Here is a 19,468-nt window from a genome sequence, read left to right on the forward strand (position 1 = left end):
GAACAGCTGGCCATATAAGTTCGCTCATAGCGCACCCTTCTGTATTGGCGTCTCCAGACCGGTCTTTTTGAGCTTCGGCTCCGGAGCCACAATCTCGGCGCTTACCTTCATTCCTTCCACCGGAACTTCGATTCTCGAAATGACCAGCCTTTCCCCCGCTTTCAACCCGCTTTTGGCAAGAATGCGATCGGGTTCACGACGCAATATTTCTACACGGCGGATATGCAGACGGTTTTCCGCGTCGACGAGTAGCACTTCTTGAGAAGCATTGACGGCACCGGGCGGCAATACAAAGACATCGGCCTGCTCCCGCCCTTCGATCTCGGCTTTTACAAACAAGCCGGGTATGAGCGGAGGCTGGCCTGGCTTGACCTTATAAGGATTCCGCACCTCGGCAACGGCGTGGAGGAGTCCGGTTTCCTCATCCAGCGCACCCTCCGTCCGGATAACGTTCCCCTCCCATCGGTGAGTTACACCCGCAAATTCCCCGCTCAAGGCAACCCTGGGTCCCCTTTCTGCCTTGTTGTCCCTATGGTCGAGGAGAAGATCGAGGTATGCGAATTGGTCGGTCGCCAAAGGCAGGCGTATCTGAGCAATATCGGTCGCATAAAGGCGGGCCAGCTTTTCTCCAGGTTGAACGTACTGACCAAGACCGATATGCAGGTTGCGCACACGCCCGGCAAATGGCGAGCGCCACTCGCACCGGCCTCGCTGCAGGCGGGCCTTTACCATGTCGGCCTGCGCTGCCTTCAGTTTTGCGCGTGCCTCCGCCAGTTGCGGCTCGCGCATGGTCAAAGGCGAGGGTATTCCTTCCCCCAGCACCTGCCATTCCTGGCGTGCCTGTTCCGCCTGCGCCTCTTCCATCGCAACCTGGCGTTCCGCCTCGGCGATGCGCGCGTGTGCCTCCGCGATCGCGTGATCATAGTCGCGGGGATCGATCATCATCAGTATATCGCCCGCCTCAAAAAAACCCCCGGCGGCCAGGCTGGGATGAAGTCGAACGATCTGGCCCGCTACCTCGGGGACGAGATCAATCTCGGTACGGGGCACGACTACACCCTGCGAGCGAATATTCAGCTTGATCGTTTGTGGAGTTGCCTCGATTACCCGTACCGCCGGTATTCCACCATCCGGCAATTCGGATTTCAGTGACGGCCGGTGAACAGCAATCGCCCACGAAATACTGATGCCGGTCAGCACAACAAGAACGGGGATGATGATTTTGAGCATGCTCTTGCTTGCCAGTTGTTTCAGCACGCCTCGCAAATGCTGCCTCCTAATGCCAGGTAAAGATTGATTCGATTGCTCAGAAGCTGGCGCCTGACGGAAAGATGCGCACTTTGAGCAGTGAGGGTGCTGCGGTAGCTATCCAGCAGTGTAAGAATTTCGATATACCCATGTTGATAGGAATAGACTGCCAGTTTTCGGCTGGCTTCGGTTTGTTCAACCGCATTTTTCAAGGCTTTTTCTTCCTTCCGTAGCCATTCGTCGGCTGCCAGCGCCTGTTCCACTTCCCGGAAAGCATTGAGTGCCGTGTCCTTGTACAGATTAAGGGCCTGCTCGGTCTGCGCCTTGTCAAATTCGATCTGGCCCCGGATGCGCCCCCCCGTGAATACGGGTTGCGCCAATCCGATGAGCACGTTCCATGCGAGAGCCCTGGGATCCACCAATTCGGTCAGTGCTTGGCTGCGCATTCCTCCGGCTGCAGTCAGGGCAACACGCGGCAGCAGTAATTTTCTCGTGCTTTGCAGACGGGAGTCGGCAGCCAGCAAACGATCATAGGCAGCGACGAGGTCCGGCCGTCTTTCCAGCAATTCCGAGGGCAACCCTGCTGGCATATCGGGTGGAAGTTCAGGTAGTTCCGCAGTCGCCGTCAGCACAGCTTCCGGATAGCGCCCCAGCAGCACTTGCAGTCGGCGTGCAATGATCTGAACCTGGTTGCGCGCCTGGGTAAGCTCAGCCTCCGCATTGGCAAGGTCGGTGAGGGCCAGGCGCACGTCGAGCGCTTTCGTCAAGCCCCGGGCGAAGCGCCCGCGCACCAGGTCGACAATAACGCTTCGGTCCTTTACTGACCGCTCCGCCACTGCTGCTTGCAGCCTGGCTTCGGTAAGCTCAAAATAACTCTGCGCCACCCGTGCGCCTAGAGACAAGCGCGCGCCTTGAAAATCGGCTGCGGTCGCACTCGCTTCTCTTATTGCTGCCTGCTGGAAGTCGCTTATTCGTCCCCACACATCCAGCTCCCAGCTCAGGCTGAACAATGTTTCAACCACACTGAAGCGGGCTGAGCCGAATCCCGCCTCGCGGATTTGCGTATATTGGTAATCGGGGGCAAAGAGCAGTTGCGGCCATCGGCCTGCACCGTCTATGCGTGCCTGGGCCACCGCAGCTTTTACCCGCGCCGCCACAGCCTTCAGTTGATAATTATCCGCCAAGGCGCTGTTAACCAAGGCATTCAGATTAGGGTCGCCAAAAGTTTCTACCCAGTTTTCGGGGGTTGGCCGTGGAGTCCCTTTATCCGCTGCCCATGTGGCTGGGATTGCTGCGCCTGTATCTCCAGGATTTCTCAGTGGAGATGTTTTGCAACCGCCAATTCCGGCGAGGGAAATCGAAACAATTATTATCGCAAATATTCTGGGCATTCGGTTCAGCCGATCCGAAAACTGGGGATATTCACTAATATCCTTCGGGACCGGAAGGTGATGCATATTGTAAAATAGAAATTGCTATATGATAATAAGAATAGTTCTCGTTATTGTTATTATATGCTTTCTGTGGAGAGGCGGCGATGATTGTCGAAGAGCAGGTTGAACTGAGCGAAGTTTTCATGGCTCATCGGTCCCAGTTGCGCTGGGCAGCGCTCAAGATTCTCGGTAATCCCGAGCGGGCGGAGGACGTGGTGCAGGATGCATATCTCAAAGTATCGGAAGCAGCGGCAGTATTCCATGTCAAGCAGCCCGTGGCATACCTGTTCCAGATGGTTCGCAATCTTGCCATCGATCATCATCGGCGTATTTCATTCGAATTGAATCTTTTCGAGGGCGAAGACGACGGGCTGCATGTACCCTCCCACATTGGAATGCCCGAAGCCACGGTCATCAGCCGCCAGCATCTGAAACTGGTTGCAAAAGCAATATCGGAACTTCCGGAGCGGACGAGGCGCGCTTTTGAACTCCATCGTCTGGAAGGGCAGACGCACCGTGCCATCGCTGCCGAACTGGCTATTTCGACATCCCTGGTGAATATCCTGATCCACGAGGCAATAGACCACTGCCGCGCCGCTCTCCAATCCACCTAGTCTCCCACTTGATCACTGCCAGCTTGATCACGCCTGTCGCCGGGAAGCATTTGCACAGCGGTATCCGCTATACTTGTTTCGGGTAAGTTTAAAACCGCGAAAAAATCGATGAATCCGAAGATTCATCGAGGGAACATCAAGGTGAGACCGTGGCGAATTCAGAGGACCAGGATTCGGAGCAGGTGTGGCATACAGCAGTCGAGTGGGTGATACGTGAGCACGAGTCACTTAGCCCTGTTGAACGGCAGGAGCTGATCGGTTGGCTGAATATGAATCCTGCCCATAGAAAGGCCTACGACGAGGCCTCCCGCCTCTGGCTCATCACCGGTCTTGTTCCACCCTTTGAACCGCCTGCCGAGGATTGATGACGAAGAGATAATACTGTGATAGCGGACTACGTAATGTTCTTTGCTCCCTCACATCGATCCGTTTGCAGTTGAATTGAAATATATCCATATTACCGTCCAGAATAGACTTTAAGGCGTGCGTGTGGCAAAACGGGTGTCGATATTCAATATCTCCGAATGATTCGTGCGTCTTATCAGAGGGGAGCGGGGTTCATTACATCCGGCGTACAATTCGCTTTAACAATCGTAGAGGGATTTCCCGATACAATTGAATAAGGAGGGACGCTCTCTGTAACAAATGCGCCTCCTGCGATTCTGCTTCCGCGACCTATGGTTACTCCACCGACGATGATCGCATGAGGTCCAATCCAGACTTCATCCTCAATCACCGGGTGTTCAGTTTGACGATTTCCGTCAGGGGAAATGCGATCACGACGCCCAAGGGTAACCCCATGAAAAAGGGTTACGTTATTACCAATCTTTGCGCCTGGATTCACAACCAGACCCCAGCCGTGTGTTATGGCTATACCGGCACCCACCTTGGTCCGCCAGGAAAAGTCTACGGCCGCCAAGTGCGTCGACAAACGATGCATAATTTTCAAAGGGATGAGCGCAAGACGTAGGAGGCCCGGTTCTGCTGCCGCCGCCTGGCACAGTCTCATTGTTACAACCACCCGAAACGTTCTGTTAGTGATCGCCCCCTTGACCAAGTGGCCCCAACTGAACTGTCCGTACTGGCGATGGGTATCAGATTTCAGCTCATTCAATGTCATTGCCAATTTCCTCACATTACACTTTGAAGGGGAGCCGCTCGCGCCAGGGTGTCGTATGAATGCGGGTAAGCATTGATCGACATAAGGTTCTAATGCGGTTGAGGGGGTGATTCAAAAAATGACAGCTTCGCTGCAATGCAACCCTCCGGCGAAGGTTGCCATCAGCAGCATTGTTAACGAATTCCGGCATGTCGCACAGTTTGCCCCCAGCCATTGCAGCTAGTCGCCGAAGGCTCTTATGATCGCTCTTGGCGAAGCCGGCACTGAACATCTCCCGGCCTCTTTCCGCAAGAGACTCGCCAGCCATCCTTGACTCAGGAACGTCCGGTGAAAAGAAGGCATGTCAGACGCCTTCAGCTGTGCCAGACGAACGCGCTATCTGCCTGGCACTGTCGAGATCCTCAGTCTCCGTGAAAATTACCATCCAAATTGCCAATCCGGTTACCGTCTTTGCAGTTGAAGTCGAGAAAGAAGATGGGGTCTGAATGGGGTCTGGGCATAATGGCAAACTACCTAAGACTATACACATGCTACCGCGTGCGATACTAATCCTTATTCGCGTTTCTTTTCAACTATTTTGTGACCAGGATGCGGCAAAGCATGGGAAATGTATCGAGAGTTCGACACGGAGAAAATCAGATATTAAACAGAACTCTGGAGGCTCGCGAAGGGGAATCTAACGCTCATTAGAGCAAGCCATCGCGATCCATCCTAATAGAAATGGCTATAAAACTCATCAATATCAAAACCATAGCTTCATGCCTGAGCTATCCGGGATTAAAAAGTCACAAAAAATTTTCGCTATCAAGCTATCTCTTCGATCTCTTTGATCAAAAACCGGTCAGCTATCAGTCGTTTTCCTAAATTCTTCGAATCCTTATTCGTCTAGCTAATCAAGGTGCCAAATAAGATTAAGACGCATTTCCAATCCGTAGAATTCGTCCATGGAATCTGGAACGCATCTGTTTACAGACATAAGGGGAACAAGCATGACAAGTTGCTTCGATCGCGAAGACGGGACATTTCGCGTGCTGGTCAATCATGAAGAGCAGTACTCCATCTGGCCGGAGTGGAAAGCCATTCCAGGAGGATGGCGGGACACCGGGGTGCTGGGAGACAAAAAAACCTGCCTGGAACATGTAGAGAAAGTCTGGACGGATATGCGCCCCCTCAGCCTGCGGCGCTTCATGGACGAACAACGTTCCGCTGAAGCCAGGTGATGTCTCCGCTCCTGACACTTTTCGCGCTGCCCTGCGCAGGCGCGAGCTCGGTCATGTATCTGCGCTGGCGGCGCAGATTGCCTTCCTGGGTGCAAGTGGAACCGGTCGAGTTGCCGGGTCGTGGAGGCCGCCTGGATGAAACGTTCGCGAAAAGCTTCCCTTCACTGGTCGAGCGCCTAACGGATGAGATCGAGGGGTGTCCGCCTCGTCGATATGCATTCTTCGGGCACAGCATGGGAGCGCTGCTCGCTTTCGGAATTGCCCATTCCTTGCGCAAGAGAGAAAGACCCTTGCCTCTTGCCCTGTTTGTGTCGGGCTGTGCCGCGCCCTCCCGGCAGGATTGGCGGCGTTATGCGGACAAGAATACCGACGCGTCGCTCATCGCCGATCTGCGCAAGCAGGAGGGGACACCGGAAGAGGTGTTCGAGAGCCCGGAGTTGTTGTCCCTGACGCTCAGCCTGCTGCGCGCCGACTACCGCATCTGCGCGAGCTTCCGCCACGCACAATCCTTGCCTTTGCCGCTGCCGATTCATGTTTTTGGAGGCCGTGGCGATGAAATTCATGAGTCGAAGCTGGAAGCATGGCAATCCGAAACTACAGAAGAGTTGTCGCTGGATCTGTTTGAAGGAGGACATTTCTTTCTCCGTCAGCACGAAGAGACCTTTCTTCCCGTGCTCGTCCAGAGAATGGCGCTGTACCGTCCGGAGGTATATCAGGAAGCACATCGAGAACCTGCTGATATGTCCCTATGTATTCCTTAAGGTATCCACTAAGGTATCCCATAAGGCGCTTGCCGCTGTCCGAGCGCATTCCAGATGGCATGGAAGTGTGGTTGCTCGAGCTTGATGTTGGGCTGTCGGTGCCGGATGCCGAACTGGCGTTGTTATCTGCAGAAGAGCGTGCGCATGCGCAACGGTTTCGGCGGCAAGAAGACCGTGTGCGGTCCGTCGCAACCCGTGCCGCTCTGAGGCGACTTGTCGGAACGCGATTGATGTTGCCGCCCGACCAGCTGGGCTTCGTGGTCAATGCATATGGCAAGCCGCGGCTGGAAGGTGAGCCAGAGATCGAGTTCAATGTTTCTCATGCCGGTTGTTGCGCCCTGATTGCTCTTTCGACCAGCGGACCGGTCGGTGTCGATATCGAATGCGAAGAGCGCGTCCTCGATGCTAAAAACCTCGAGGAGCTCGCGGCCTACGTCTTTTCTCCATTGGAGCGCCACCTTGCGTTGCAGACCTCCAAAGATTTCATTCGGCACTGGGTAGCGAAGGAATCCGTGCTGAAAGCCTTGGGATTGGGCATCTCCGAACACCTGCAATCCGTGTCCATTCTGCCCCGGGACGACGAGGCTTACAAGATTGCGCATGATTCCCCGGAGTGGCCGGAAATACAAGCCTGGCGCCTTCCGGTACCCGATGGCTATGCAGCAGCCCTCGCATTCCAGACTCATGACCGGGCTTCAACTCAGGGGAAAAGCCGGGAAGTGTCGCGACTGACATCCTGGCTTCCCCTGTCAAGACTGGATCCCTGCCAAGGGCGGGCTACATATCCGCAGGTTTGCAATCAGTCCGTTCGCCAGATAGATCACGCCTGAAAAGGTTTCAAAGTCAGTCCACTGAAAGGTTTCACTATGACGCCAAGGTCAATTTTTCACCGCGTTTACCCGCAAAACCTGGTGACGCATCTCCGTAGTCTCGCGTTGGCACGTCCCACAGACCTCGCCTTGACGGTAATGGGCCAGGAAGGCGAGAGAGCTGTGGAAAAAGCGTTCGACTACACAACATTGGATCAACATGTTCGCGCACTCGCAGCCATTTTGCAGGACCGTTTTTCGGCAGGCGAGCGCGCCCTGTTGCTCATGGAAAATGATGAGCACTACGTAATCGGCTTCTTCGCCTGTCTTTATGCGGGACTCATCGCTGTGCCCGTTTTCCCGCCGGAGATGGTGCGAGAACGGCATCTGGCACGCCTGCTCGCCATTGCAGCCGATGCTGAGGCACGCTGCATATTGACCACGAGCGAAATCATGCCCTTGATTGCTCGTACCGCGGTGGAACAGTTTTCTTATGCGACCGTGCTGACTGTGGACACGGTGAAATGCGATAACGCCTCCGCATGGCGGGAATATTTTCCCAAAGAGGGAGATATCGCGTTTTTGCAATATACCTCAGGGTCTACATCCACGCCCAAAGGGGTAATGGTGAGCCACGGCAGCCTGATGACAAATACGAGGGTGTTCGAGGAGGGCATGTCGATCAATGCAAACGACATATTCGTGAGCTGGTTGCCGCTGTATCACGATATGGGACTGATCGGCGGCTTGCTGCAACCCATCCATCGGGGCATTCCTGTCGTGCTGATGGCGCCCCGGTTTTTTATCGAACGACCGGTACGATGGTTGAAAGCCATTTCGCACTACCGTGCGACGGTGAGTGGCGCGCCCAATTTTGCGTTTCAACTCTGTGCGGACCGGGTAAGCGATGCTCAGCTACAAGAGCTCGACTTGTCGAGCTGGCGTGTCGCCTTTTCGGGTGCCGAACCGGTACGCCGGGAAACGATGAAAGCATTTATCGAACGCTTCGCACCGGCAGGATTTCCACCTGGCACAATTTATCCCTGTTACGGCCTGGCCGAAGCAACGCTTTTTGTCACCGGTGGGACGCGTGGAGACGGCATGGAGGCACATTGCTTCTCTACCCAGATGCTCGCGCAAGGCAAGGTCGAAGTGGCGGAGCAGGGAACCTCTCTTGTAGCTTGCGGTGTGCCGGCTTCCGGTCATACGGTGAGGGTTGTAGATCCGGAAACAGGTGTCCAATTGCCCGATGGTGCGATCGGAGAGATCTGGACGGATGGTGCCAGCCTGGCTTGCGGCTACTGGCGAAAACCAGAGGAGACAGCCGAAACTTTTGTTTCCCGCGAGGAGGGACGTTGGCTCCGTACCGGAGACCTTGGCTTCATACATGATGGACAGTTATACATTGCAGGAAGGCGCAAGGATCTCATCATCATAAGGGGGCAGAACGTCTACCCGCAGGACCTCGAGCAAGTGATCGAGGATGAAGTGGAGGCCGCCCGGAAGGGAAGGGTGGCCGCGTTTTCGGTAGAAACCGAAAACGGGGAAGGAATCGGCATGGCCGTGGAGATATCCCGCGGCATGCAGAAGCTTATCGCCGTTGAAACTCTGGTGCAGGCGTTGAGTGAGGCCGTGAGCGGAAGCTGCCATGAGCCACTCTCGGTGGTGATACTACTGAATCCGGGAGGATTGCCCAAGACTTCCAGCGGAAAATTGCAGCGCGCAGCCTGCCGCCAAGGCTGGCGCGAGCGCACCCTGGACGCATATGCCGTCTATGAGTTTGGCAGTTTCGTGCTGGGCGGCAGCGTTCGGCCCGTACCCACGTTGACGGATGACGTCGAAATTTCGCTAGTGGGCATCTGGGAAACCGTGTTGAATCACCGTGGGCTGGGACGCGAGGATCATTTTTTTGCCAGCGGCGGAAGCTCACTCTCGGCAGTTCAGGCTGTGGCGCGTATTGCTGAGCATTGGCAGATCGATTTCACGCTCCGCAGCCTGTTCGAGAATCCAAAGTTGCGGGAGTGCGCAGAGGAAATCAAGCGCATACGGTCTGTTGGCACTCCCAGACGCACTGCCAGCATCAGCATTCTTTCCACCGCAAGGAGGATTGGAGCAGCCGATGCGGCCCCGCTCTCCTTTGGTCAACAGCGTCTCTGGTTCCTTTGGCAACTGGACCGGACATCCACTGCCTATCACATCAAGCAGGCGTTGCGATTGTCAGGCTCCCTGGATGCGCAGGCGTTGCAGGCCAGCCTTGATGGGCTGGTCGCGCGCCACGAATCCTTGCGTACCGTTTTCCGGACAGGAGCGGAAGGTTCCGCGGAGCAGGTGATTCAACCGGCGGTGCGGTTGCATATTCCACACATCGATCTGGCCGACACTCCTGCCCTTACGCGTGAAGCGCGTGCGAAAGAGGAGGCCGACCAGATCATTTCGGCTCCCTTCGATCTGACACAGGGCCCGTTGCTGCGAGTAGTCCTGATCCGGCTGACGCAGGATGAGCATATCGTGGTTATGGCCATGCATCACATCATCTCCGATGGTGCCTCGATGCAGGTGTTGCTTGACGAGCTCGCCATCGGGTATCTGGCTCATGCCCAGGGGCAGTTGCCGCAGTTCGACCCGTTACCCATCCGCTACGCGGACTATGCCGAGTGGCAGCGCAACTGGCTGGAAGCAGGCGAGAAAGACAGGCAATTGACCTACTGGCGTGATTGCCTGGGCACCGAACATCCGGTATTGGAATTGCCGGCCGACCATCCGCGGCGGCCTGTGGCAAATTATCAGGCGGCACGTCATTCTTTCGACCTGACGCCGGATGTGCTGAGCAGGCTGCGAAGCCTTGCCCAACGCTCTGATAACCGCAGTGCGACCCTTTTCATGGCGCTGATGGCGGGTTTTCAAGCTTTGCTCTACCGCCTCACGGGACAAAAGGATATTCGTGTGGGCGTGGCGGTCGCCAATCGCAACCGGATTGAAACCAGGGGCATCGTCGGTTTTTTCGTGAATACCCAGGTACTGCGCGGGAAGGTTGACGGCCGCATGGCTTTGTCAACCCTGCTCGCGCAGGTCAGAGAGATGGCAATCGACGCCCAGGCACACCAGGATTTGCCCTTCGAGCAATTGGTTGAAGCATTGCAGCCGGAGAGAAGCCTGAGCCGGACGCCGCTGTTCCAGGTGACCCTGAATCATCTGGTAAGCGACCGGCGCAAGCTCGATCAAATCAAGGGTCTGAAGATCGTTGACTATCCGTTGGGCGAGCAGGCTGCACAGTTCGAGCTGACGCTGGAAACGATCGAGTCAGCCGACGGAAACGTGCGTGCAAGCTTCATCTATGCGTCGGAGCTCTTCGATATCCGCACGATCGAGCACCTCGGACGCCAGTATGCGGCTCTGTTGCGGGCAATGGCCGGGCAGCCGGAAATATCCATCGGCGATGTGCCTCTGTTGAGCGAGAGCGATATGGCGCAGCTCGGAGCATGGGGAGCATGGGGGACGAATGCTGTAGCGCACCTTTCAGGTAGCGCGGTGTTCGATCCATCCGCTCATCCAGTCGCCCATGAAGCTGCCCATCATGCTGCCCATGAACCTGTGCATCGGCGCATAGAGCGCCAGGCGGAAGAACGCCCAAACGTCTGCGCCCTGATTTTCAACGATACCGAAATAACCTACCAGGAACTGAACCGTCGCTCAAACCGGCTCGCACACCATTTAATCGCTTTGGGAGTCAAGGCGGAAGTAAAGGTCGGCATTACGGTAGAACGTTCCATCGAGATGATCGTCGGCCTGCTGGGCATTCTCAAGGCAGGAGGAGCATATGTACCGCTCGATCCCGACTATCCGCGCGAACGCCTCGACTATCTGGTTGAGGATAGCGGCATCCGGTTGCTGTTGACGCAATCCCCTCTCAGGAATCGTGTCCCTGATTCGGAAAAGCTTTCCGTGCTGGAACTGGATGGTGCCGACGTGAAGGGGGTAGCAGAGACCAACCCGGAGATTACGTTACATCCCGATAATCTCGCTTATGTCATCTACACCTCCGGATCGACCGGCAGACCGAAAGGAGTAGGAGTAAGCCATGGTCCCCTGGCGATGCATCTGGCAGCGATCAGGGAAATCTACGACGTACGTCCTGGTGATCGCGAACTCATGTTTTTCTCGATGAATTTCGATGCGGCTGCGGAACAGTGGATCACGCCCTTGTGCGAAGGTGCGACGCTTGTCCTTTCATCGACACGGGATCTTGCTGGCGACGGTTTCGTCGATCGGATCGGAAAGCACAGCATAACTACGCTGCACTTGCCGCCCGCTTATCTGCGGATGCTGCTTCCCTTGATGCAGGGCGGTGCCCCGTCGGTACGCACTTGCATAGCAGGCGGCGAAGCATGGTTTGCAGCCGACCTGGCCGCCACGCAGGCGGCTCTCCCGCAAGCCCGGCTGGTCAACGCCTACGGACCCACCGAAACGGTCATCACCCCAGCCGCCTGGGTAGCCCACGCGTCTGAAACTGCTGAGGCCGGTATCCTCCACGAATTCGCGCCCATCGGCCGTGCCGTTGGAGATCGCAAGTTGTACGTGCTCGATGAGGACTTGAATGTCGTGCCTCCCGGCTGTGCCGGAGAACTCTATATCGGTGGGACAGGACTTGCCCGCGGATACCTTAATCGTCCCGGTCTCACCGCAGACCGGTTCGTTGCCGATCCTTTCGCGCGCGGTGGAAGCCGCCTTTACCGCACGGGGGATCGCGTGCGCTGGCGCAATGAGGACAATGGTGGCCAACTCGAATACCTGGGCCGGCTCGATCACCAGGTCAAGCTTCGCGGTTTTCGGGTTGAACTGGGCGAAATCGAGGGACAGTTGCTGGCCCAGCCCGGAGTTCGCGAGGCGGCGGTAGTGGCAAAGGAAAGCCGCAATGGAACGCGTCTCATCGCCTACGTCGCCGCACATCACGGCGTAACACTCAATGCATCCATGCTCAAGACTGCGCTGGCTGCCGTGCTTCCGGATTACATGCTGCCTGGTTCGTTTGTGCTGCTCGATAGTCTGCCGCTCAACCCCAATGGCAAGGTCGATCGCCAGGCGTTGCCCTTGCCCCTGGCGGAGCAGATCGATGAGGCGGCCTATCAGGCGCCCGTCAATGCCGTGGAAACGATGATTTCGGAAATCTGGGCGGAAGTCCTGGAGCTACCCCGAGTGGGGCTGCACAACAATTTTTTCGATCTGGGCGGGCATTCGCTGCTGCTCATCAAGGTGCAATGCAAACTGGAAGAGCGGTTCAAAACACGCATCGCCATCATCGACCTTTTCAGATATACCACCGTCGCGAGCCTGGCCAAATTCCTCGACCAGGAGGACAGGCAGATGGATAGGGAGCGCCTGCCCTTGCAGCGCCATCAGGAACGGGCGCAGCGGCAGAGAGCGACGTTCATACAACGCAGGCTGAGAGCAGGGAGGACGCATTAATGGATCATACGGAAGAGTTTTCGGAAAGAGACGATATCGATATCGCAATTATCGGTATGGCGGGCCGGTTTCCAGGCGCGAATAACGTGGATACTTTCTGGCGCAACCTGCGGAATGGAGTCGAGTCCATTACTTTCTTTACCGATGAGGAACTCCTGGCGCGAGGGATTTCGCGCAAGACTCTGGAAGATCCCCACTACATCAAGGCGGGCGCCGAACTGCCCGGTATCGATCTTTTCGATGCCTCTTTCTTTGGTTATACCCCGCGCGAAGCAGCGGAAACGGACCCGCAGCACCGGCTGTTCCTGGAGGTGGCCTGGCAGGCGCTGGAAGATGCCGGCTATGACGCATCGAACTGCAGCGTCCCGGTCGGGGTTTATGCCGGCTGCGGGGTTAACACTTACCTGCTGCTGAATCTGTTTTCCAGCGGTCGATTTTCGGATATGCATGACATTTCTTCGCTGCAAGGGTTGATGAATGGAAACAACAAGGATTCCATGACGACCACCGTCTCCTACAAGCTCAATCTGCGCGGACCGGGGATTACCGTGCAGACAGCCTGTTCCACTTCACTCGCGGCCGTGCATGTCGCCTGCCGTGGCCTGCTCAATCACGAGGCGGATATGGCAATGGCGGGGGGTGTCTGGGTCAATCTGTTGCACGAGGGCGGTTATCGGTACCAGCCTGGAGCGATTCTGTCGCCGGATGGCCACTGCCGCGCCTTTGATACAAAGGCGGCGGGCACGGTGATCGGGAGCGGGGTGGGGATTGTCGTGCTCAAGCGGCTGTCGGACGCACTCGCCGATGGCGATACGATTCATGCCGTAATCAAAGGGTCCGCAATCAACAACGATGGTTCGGCCAAGGTGGGCTACACTGCACCGAGCGTGGAAGGCCAGGCGGAAGTGATTCTGGCGGCTCAGGCCATCGCTGGCGTGGATGCCGACACGATCAGCTACGTGGAGACGCATGGCACGGGAACAACGATCGGTGATCCGATCGAGATCGCGGCGCTCACGCAAGCCTTCCGCGAAGGCACGGACAGGCGGGGATTCTGCGCCATCGGATCGGTCAAGACGAATGTAGGTCACCTGGATGCAGCAGCAGGCGTGGCCGGCCTGATCAAAACCGTCCTGGCAATGAAGCATCGAACCCTTCCGCCCAGCCTGAATTTCGAGCAGCCCAATCCACAAATCGATTTTTCCTCGAGTCCTTTTTACGTCAACACGGAGAGCAGGCATTGGTCGAATGAATCGACCCCACGGCGCGCCGGAGTGAGTTCCTTCGGCATCGGGGGGACCAATGTGCACGTGGTGCTCGAGGAAGCTCCGCCCATAGAGCCCGTGAGTTCCTCACGTGCCTGTCAGTTGCTCACACTCTCGGCGCGCACGCGTACGGCGCTGGAAGCGATGATTGCCGGACTGCACGAGCATCTGCGCGCACATCCCGGTTTACCCCTTGCCGATGCCGCTTATACCCTTCAAACGGGAAGAAAAAGTTTTGCCTGCCGTGCAGTAGTGCTGTGCCATGACAGGGAGGGGGCGCTCGGCGTTTTGGAAAAAAAGCCTGCGGACCGCTTTGTTGCCGGACAAGTGGCGTCGGAAAATCGCCCCATAGTCTTTCTTTTCCCCGGTCAAGGTGCCCAGCATATCGATATGGCGCGAGAGCTTTACCACGGGGAGGCGGTTTTTCGGCGGGAATTCGATCGCTGCGTCGAATTGCTGCAACCCCACCTGAATTTCGACCTGCGTGCCGCCGTATATCCTAACCTTGACCCTAACCTTGAAGGTGGGGATGAGGCGCGGAAGAAGGAGCTTTCCGCGCGCCTCGAACAGACAGAAGCTACCCAGCCCGCACTCTTTGCCGTCGAATATGCTCTTGCACAGCTATGGATGTCCTGGGGCATCCAACCGGCGGCAATGATCGGTCACAGTGTGGGCGAATACGTCGCGGCATGTCTTGCGGGCATATTTTCGCTCAAAGACGCGCTGCGCCTGGTTGCCTTGCGCGGACGCTTGCTCCAGCAGACGGAGACGGGCGCCATGCTCGCGGTCATGCTGTCCGAGGCGGAAATAACGCCTTACCTGTCGGAAAGCTGCGATCTCGCCGCTGTCAACGGTCCTGAATTGTGCGTCCTTTCAGGGCCGGTTGCCGCCATTGAAGCATTGGAAACCGATCTGCGTAATAAAGGTATCGGGGTGCGACGCCTTCATGTTTCCCATGCATTCCACTCCGCACTGGTCGAACCGATGTTGCCGGCTTTCATGGAGCTGGTTTCGGCCATGGAGTTGCACCCACCGCAGATTCCCTTTCTTTCCAATCTCAGCGGCGACTGGATTACTCCGCAGGAAGCCACCGATCCCGGATATTGGAGACGGCACGTGCGCGGGACGGTACGCTTTGATGATGGACTGCGCGAGCTGTTGGGCAATCCCGATCGAATCCTGCTGGAGGTGGGACCGGGCGAAACATTGACTACCCTTGCGCGGCGTCATTCCGAAGCAAAACCGGAACACCTCATCCTTTCATCCTTGCCCCATCCCGGCAGAGTGCACCAATCTCAAGCACATTTTTATCTTTGCCTGGGAAGATTGTGGCTTGCCGGGGTCGATATCGATTGGGGGAGTTTTTACGCTGACGAGCGCCGCCATCGCGTCTCCTTGCCGACTTACCCATTCGAGCGCCAGTCATACTGGATCAAGCCCGGCACCCAGAAGACCGCGAAGACTGCAAAGGCAGTGGGCGAAGAAAACAGGTCCCGGCTCATGGCTGGCCTTGAGCCAAGTGCACGCCAGCAGGTGACGGATAATGCCGGGCCGGTAGCTCGACCGCTCGATGAATGGTTTTACACCCCTTCGTGGCGCCGCTCGGACAGAATTGAACAAGAGAGCATCCTCCTGAACCAGGGAAGATCATTCATCCTCTTCGCGGATGATCATCCCTTCGGAAGGGCCCTGACAGGGCATTTGCTTACGCTGGGAATAAAGCCGATCGTCGTCTCCGCGGGCTCGGCCTTTCGCCGTCAGGACAAGGACCATTATATTGTCCGGCCGGGCGAACGGCAGGATTACGATCTCCTGTTGCGCAACATCGGCGAGGATGGCAGGACCCTCGGACATATCTTTCACTTGTGGAGCCTGACCGGGAATGGCGGCAGACCCATCTACGGGAAAAGCCGGGTCGAAAGTCAAGTGGAAATCGAGGCCAGGAATTTCTTCAGTCTGTTTTATCTCGCCCAGGCGCTGGAGAGTGCCAAACAGGTCATTTCGAGCGACGCGAAGGTCGAAATCACGGTCATCACCGACCAGTTCGAGGATGTCACCGGCAGCGAATCCCTGCGTCCGGAAAAAGCACTGTTGCTTGGACCCTGCAAGGTTATTCCCCAGGAATATGCTTACCTGAGCTGCCGGCTGGTTGATGTCGAGTTGCCAGCAGGCGACGATACTGCAAAAAACCGGCTTGTGCATCAGATAATGGCCGAGTTTCAGGCTGAGCCGGTTTCCTCAATGGTCGCCTACCGGGGACCCCACCGCTGGATTCAGACTTTCGAACCCATCCAATGTCGGAAGCCGGGGAAAGCGCACCTTCGCCTTCGAAAGGGCGGTGTCTATCTGATTACCGGTGGCCTCGGCGGCATCGGCCTGACGCTGGCCGAGCATGTGGCGCGCAACTATCATGCAAAGCTGGTGCTGATGGGACGCTCCCCGCTCCCAGACCGCGAGCAGTGGCCCAATGTCATTTTAGCAGCGGAAAAAGCAGACCGCTTGCGCAGCAAGATCGAGAAGGTCATGCATCTGGAGGCGCTGGGGGCGGAAGTGCTGGTATTGCAGGCCGACGTTGCGATCCAGGCCGAGTTGAAGATGGCAGTGATGCAGGCCTATGAGCACTTCGGTGCTATTCACGGTGTGATTCATTCCGCGGGAGAGGTCGGTACCGATCTCATTTCGGTGAAGACCGGGGAGGAGGTGGCGAAAGTGTTTGCCCCCAAGGTACAGGGAACGCAGACATTGCAGGCTGTATTCAGGGATGCCTCCCTGGATTTCATGCTGCTGTGCTCATCGCTGGCAGCCATTGCGGGTGGCCTCAGCAAGGTCGATTATTGTGCCGCCAATGCCTACCTCGATGCTGTCGCCCGCGAGGCTACCCGTTCCGCCCATAGCGGCTCCGCATTTCCCGTCATATCCGTTAACTGGGATGGCTGGCGGGATGTGGGGATGGCGGCCAGTATGGCAATGCCCGAGGGGATGGGAATTTCACCCAGGGAAGGCGCTGAGGCTTTCGAGCACATCGTCAATAACGTGGTCAGGCCCCAGGTGATTGTCTCCACCCTTGACCTGCACGCCCGCCTCAATCAGACGCAGGAGGATCTGGTAGCCCTCGTCGGAGAGCCTTTCGCGCTGGCGGAGAACGGGCAGCATGAGCAGGGCGGCCAGTCGCATTATCCGCGACCTGCCCTGGATACGGCCTTTGTCGCTCCAGAGAGCGACCTGGAGAAGAGCATTGCAGAGATCTGGCAGAGCCTGCTTGGAATGGATGCTGTCGGTATTCATGACAATCTGTTTGAGTTGGGGGGGGATTCGTTGCTGGGTATTCAACTGCTTTCGAGAGTACGGACAGTTTTCGGAATCGATATGCGTCCTGCAGACTTTTTCCGGTCTCCCACCGTTGCAGGTCTCGCCGAGCTGGTAGAAACGAAATTGCTGGACGAGATCGAGTGTTCATGATTTACCGCCCCTTGTGATGTGAAGCCCTTCCATCTCTCGATGTTTCATCATTTTTATCCGCACCATCATGCATAGCAGCAGTCTAGCTCAAAGACGCGCGCGCCTGACCCCCGAGCAACGGGAGAGGCTGGCGCAGCGGCTGGCCGGAGCTCATGCTCCAGCCCTTCAATCGAACATCCCCTGTCGCAACGCTTCCGCCCAGGTGCCGCTCTCATACGCACAGGAGCGTCACTGGTTTTTATGGCAACTGGAGCCATTGAGCACGGCTTATCATTTGAGCGGGGGGTTGCGGCTGACAGGCAGGCTGGATATTGAAGCGCTGCGCTGGAGCTTTGCGGCGCTGGGCAGGCGGCATGAGTCGTTGCGTACGATATTCAGGGCCAATGCGGAAGGGCTGGCGGAGCAGATCATCGAAGATGAGCCGCGGCTTGAAATTCCGCTGACCGACTTTTCCGGACTGCCGTTGGAACAAGCCAGAGCGCAAGCTGGTGAAGAAGCAGGCCGGATAGCCGGAACGCCCTTTGATCTGACGCAAGGCCCGCTGCTTCGGGTTGCCCTCATCCGCATTGCAGCGGAAGAACATCTTCTTGTGGTGGTGATGCACCACATCATCTCGGACGCCTGGTCCAACCGCATTGTCATTGACGAATTTGCTGCCCACTATCGGGCCCGGGTGCAGCGGGAGGGGCAGGGGCAGGAATCCTCCCTGCCGGCACTGCCGATCCAGTATGCCGATTACGCGATATGGCAGCGCAACTGGCTGGAAGCGGGAGAAAAAGAGCGGCAGTTGGCCTACTGGCGCAGCCAGTTGGGGGAAGAGCACCCGGTATTGCAATTGCCCACCGATCACCCCCGATCTTCCAAGGCCAGTTACCGTGCGGCGCGCCACACCTTCACATTACCCGCGGGTCTGGCTACACGCTTGCAGCGTCAGGCGCAAAGCCAGGGAGCGACCCTGTTCATGGCGCTGCTCTCGGGCTTTCAGGGCTTGCTCTATCGCTATACCGGCCAGCGGGATATCCGTGTGGGCGTGCCGATTGCCAACCGGCATCGGGCTGAAATAGAAAACATCGTCGGATTCTTCGTCAATACCCAGGTATTGCGCGCCCTCATGGACGGACGCATGTCCCTGCATACGGTGCTCGATCAGACGCGGGAAGCAGCGCTGGGTGCCCAGACCCACCAGGATTTGCCGTTTGAGCGACTGGTTGAAGCCCTGCAACCCGAACGCAACCTGAATCAGAATCCTCTGTTTCAGGTCATGTACAACCACCTGCGCGAAGACTACCGGGCACTTGAGCAATTGCCCGGGCTCACGGTGGAAAATCACGAGCTGAGCGAGCAGGCGGCGCAGTTCGAACTGACCCTGGATACGGTCGAGCAGCCCGATGGCAGGCTGGAAGCCACCTTCACCTATGCCGCGGAGCTGTTTGAGCCTGCCACCATTGGACGGCTTGGCGACCATTATCTGCATCTTCTGGAGCAACTGGCCGAGCATCCGCAGCAGAGCCTTGGCGACATCGACATCCTCAGTGAAGCCGAGCGGGCGCAGCTTAAGGCCTGGGGGATCAACGAGCAGCGCTATGAAAATGCGGAGCCCGTGCATAAGCTGATCGAACGGCAGGCTGAAGAGCGGTCAGGAGCGGTTGCCCTGGTCTTTGGCGATGTCGAGCTGAGCTATGGTGAGCTGAACCGAAGAGCGAACCGCCTGGCGCACCGCTTGATCAGGCTTGGGGTTGGGCCGGAGGTCAAGGTGGGCATTGCGGTGGAGCGCTCGATCGACATGGTGGTGGGATTGCTTGCCATCCTGAAGGCAGGCGGGGCGTATGTGCCGCTGGACCCGGAATATCCGCAGGAGCGGCTGGCCTACATGGCAGAAGACAGTGCCATCGGGCTGCTGCTGACGCAAAGCCGGATTCGATCGCGCATTCCCCATTCCGGCCAACATCCGGTGCTGGAGCTGGACAGGCTCGACCTCGAGGAGGAATCCGACAGCAACCCGCAAGCCGCCCTGCATCGACACAACCTTGCCTATGTCATCTATACCTCAGGCTCCACAGGAAAACCAAAAGGCGT

General features: G+C 57.1%; 11 protein-coding genes. 8 read left to right on the forward strand and 3 right to left on the reverse strand.

The features are described 5' to 3' along the window. Nucleotides 1–24 precede the first annotated feature (24 nt). Both BMW46_RS02745 and BMW46_RS02750 read right to left on the reverse strand, forming a co-directional pair. The gene (locus BMW46_RS02745) at nt 25–1,257 is read right to left on the reverse strand and encodes an efflux RND transporter periplasmic adaptor subunit (protein WP_081355651.1); all 1,233 of its coding nucleotides are present in this window, start codon (nt 1,255–1,257) and stop codon (nt 25–27) included. Next, a complete protein-coding gene (locus tag BMW46_RS02750; protein ID WP_074704605.1) occupies nt 1,251–2,639 on the reverse strand; it encodes an efflux transporter outer membrane subunit in 1,389 nt (462 codons plus the stop codon). The genes BMW46_RS02745 and BMW46_RS02750 overlap by 7 nt, the downstream gene beginning before the upstream one ends. Nucleotides 2,640–2,785: 146 nt before the next feature. Here BMW46_RS02750 and BMW46_RS02755 point away from each other — a divergent pair, with 146 nt between their 5' ends. Both BMW46_RS02755 and BMW46_RS02760 read left to right on the forward strand, forming a co-directional pair. Next, nucleotides 2,786–3,295, forward strand: coding sequence for an RNA polymerase factor sigma-70 (locus tag BMW46_RS02755; protein ID WP_074704230.1), 510 nt, complete (start codon nt 2,786–2,788; stop codon nt 3,293–3,295). 149 nt (nt 3,296–3,444) lie between these two features. Then, entirely contained in the window at nt 3,445–3,660 is a 216-nt protein-coding gene (locus BMW46_RS02760; protein WP_074704231.1) for a FecR/PupR family sigma factor regulator, read from the forward strand. Between the two features lie 176 nt (nt 3,661–3,836). Here the strand turns inward: BMW46_RS02760 and BMW46_RS02765 are convergent, their stop codons facing one another. Further along, a complete protein-coding gene (locus BMW46_RS02765; RefSeq protein ID WP_074704234.1) occupies nt 3,837–4,415 on the reverse strand; it encodes a serine acetyltransferase in 579 nt (192 codons plus the stop codon). Nucleotides 4,416–5,404: 989 nt separating this feature from the next. Between BMW46_RS02765 and BMW46_RS02775 the strand changes: the two genes are divergently transcribed. The 6 genes from BMW46_RS02775 to BMW46_RS02800 form a co-directional block, all read left to right on the forward strand. Next, nucleotides 5,405–5,635, forward strand: a complete 231-nt coding sequence (locus BMW46_RS02775; RefSeq protein WP_074704239.1) for an MbtH family protein — start codon at nt 5,405–5,407, stop codon at nt 5,633–5,635. Then, nucleotides 5,635–6,396, forward strand: a complete 762-nt coding sequence (locus tag BMW46_RS02780) for a thioesterase II family protein (protein WP_074704241.1) — start codon at nt 5,635–5,637, stop codon at nt 6,394–6,396. Before BMW46_RS02775 ends, BMW46_RS02780 begins: the two co-directional genes overlap by 1 nt. A gap of 59 nt (nt 6,397–6,455) precedes the next feature. After that, on the forward strand, nt 6,456–7,226 hold the full coding sequence (locus tag BMW46_RS02785) for a 4'-phosphopantetheinyl transferase family protein (RefSeq protein ID WP_177171019.1): 771 nt from the start codon (nt 6,456–6,458) through the stop codon (nt 7,224–7,226). An 81-nt stretch (nt 7,227–7,307) separates the two neighbouring features. Then, entirely contained in the window at nt 7,308–12,668 is a 5,361-nt protein-coding gene (locus BMW46_RS02790; RefSeq protein ID WP_256376924.1) for a non-ribosomal peptide synthetase, read from the forward strand. Next, the gene (locus BMW46_RS02795) at nt 12,668–17,392 is read left to right on the forward strand and encodes a type I polyketide synthase (RefSeq protein ID WP_074704248.1); all 4,725 of its coding nucleotides are present in this window, start codon (nt 12,668–12,670) and stop codon (nt 17,390–17,392) included. The genes BMW46_RS02790 and BMW46_RS02795 overlap by 1 nt, the downstream gene beginning before the upstream one ends. 67 nt (nt 17,393–17,459) lie before the next feature. Further along, a partial coding sequence (locus BMW46_RS02800; RefSeq protein WP_143049081.1) for a condensation domain-containing protein occupies nt 17,460–19,468 on the forward strand: 2,009 nt, incomplete at its 3' end.

The organism is Nitrosospira multiformis (assembly GCF_900111585.1).
GTDB classification, from domain to species: domain Bacteria; phylum Pseudomonadota; class Gammaproteobacteria; order Burkholderiales; family Nitrosomonadaceae; genus Nitrosospira; species Nitrosospira multiformis_B.

What these genes read in the sequence shown, in the direction of transcription:
- BMW46_RS02750 (WP_074704605.1), bottom strand. Translation starts at nt 2,639, where the DNA reads ATGCCCAGAATATTTGCGATAATAATTGTTTCGATTTCCCTCGCCGGA.
- BMW46_RS02755 (WP_074704230.1), top strand. Translation starts at nt 2,786, where the DNA reads ATGATTGTCGAAGAGCAGGTTGAACTGAGCGAAGTTTTCATGGCTCAT.
- BMW46_RS02765 (WP_074704234.1), bottom strand. Translation starts at nt 4,415, where the DNA reads ATGACATTGAATGAGCTGAAATCTGATACCCATCGCCAGTACGGACAG.
- BMW46_RS02775 (WP_074704239.1), top strand. Translation starts at nt 5,405, where the DNA reads ATGACAAGTTGCTTCGATCGCGAAGACGGGACATTTCGCGTGCTGGTC.
- BMW46_RS02780 (WP_074704241.1), top strand. Translation starts at nt 5,635, where the DNA reads ATGTCTCCGCTCCTGACACTTTTCGCGCTGCCCTGCGCAGGCGCGAGC.
- BMW46_RS02785 (WP_177171019.1), top strand. Translation starts at nt 6,456, where the DNA reads ATGGAAGTGTGGTTGCTCGAGCTTGATGTTGGGCTGTCGGTGCCGGAT.
- BMW46_RS02795 (WP_074704248.1), top strand. Translation starts at nt 12,668, where the DNA reads ATGGATCATACGGAAGAGTTTTCGGAAAGAGACGATATCGATATCGCA.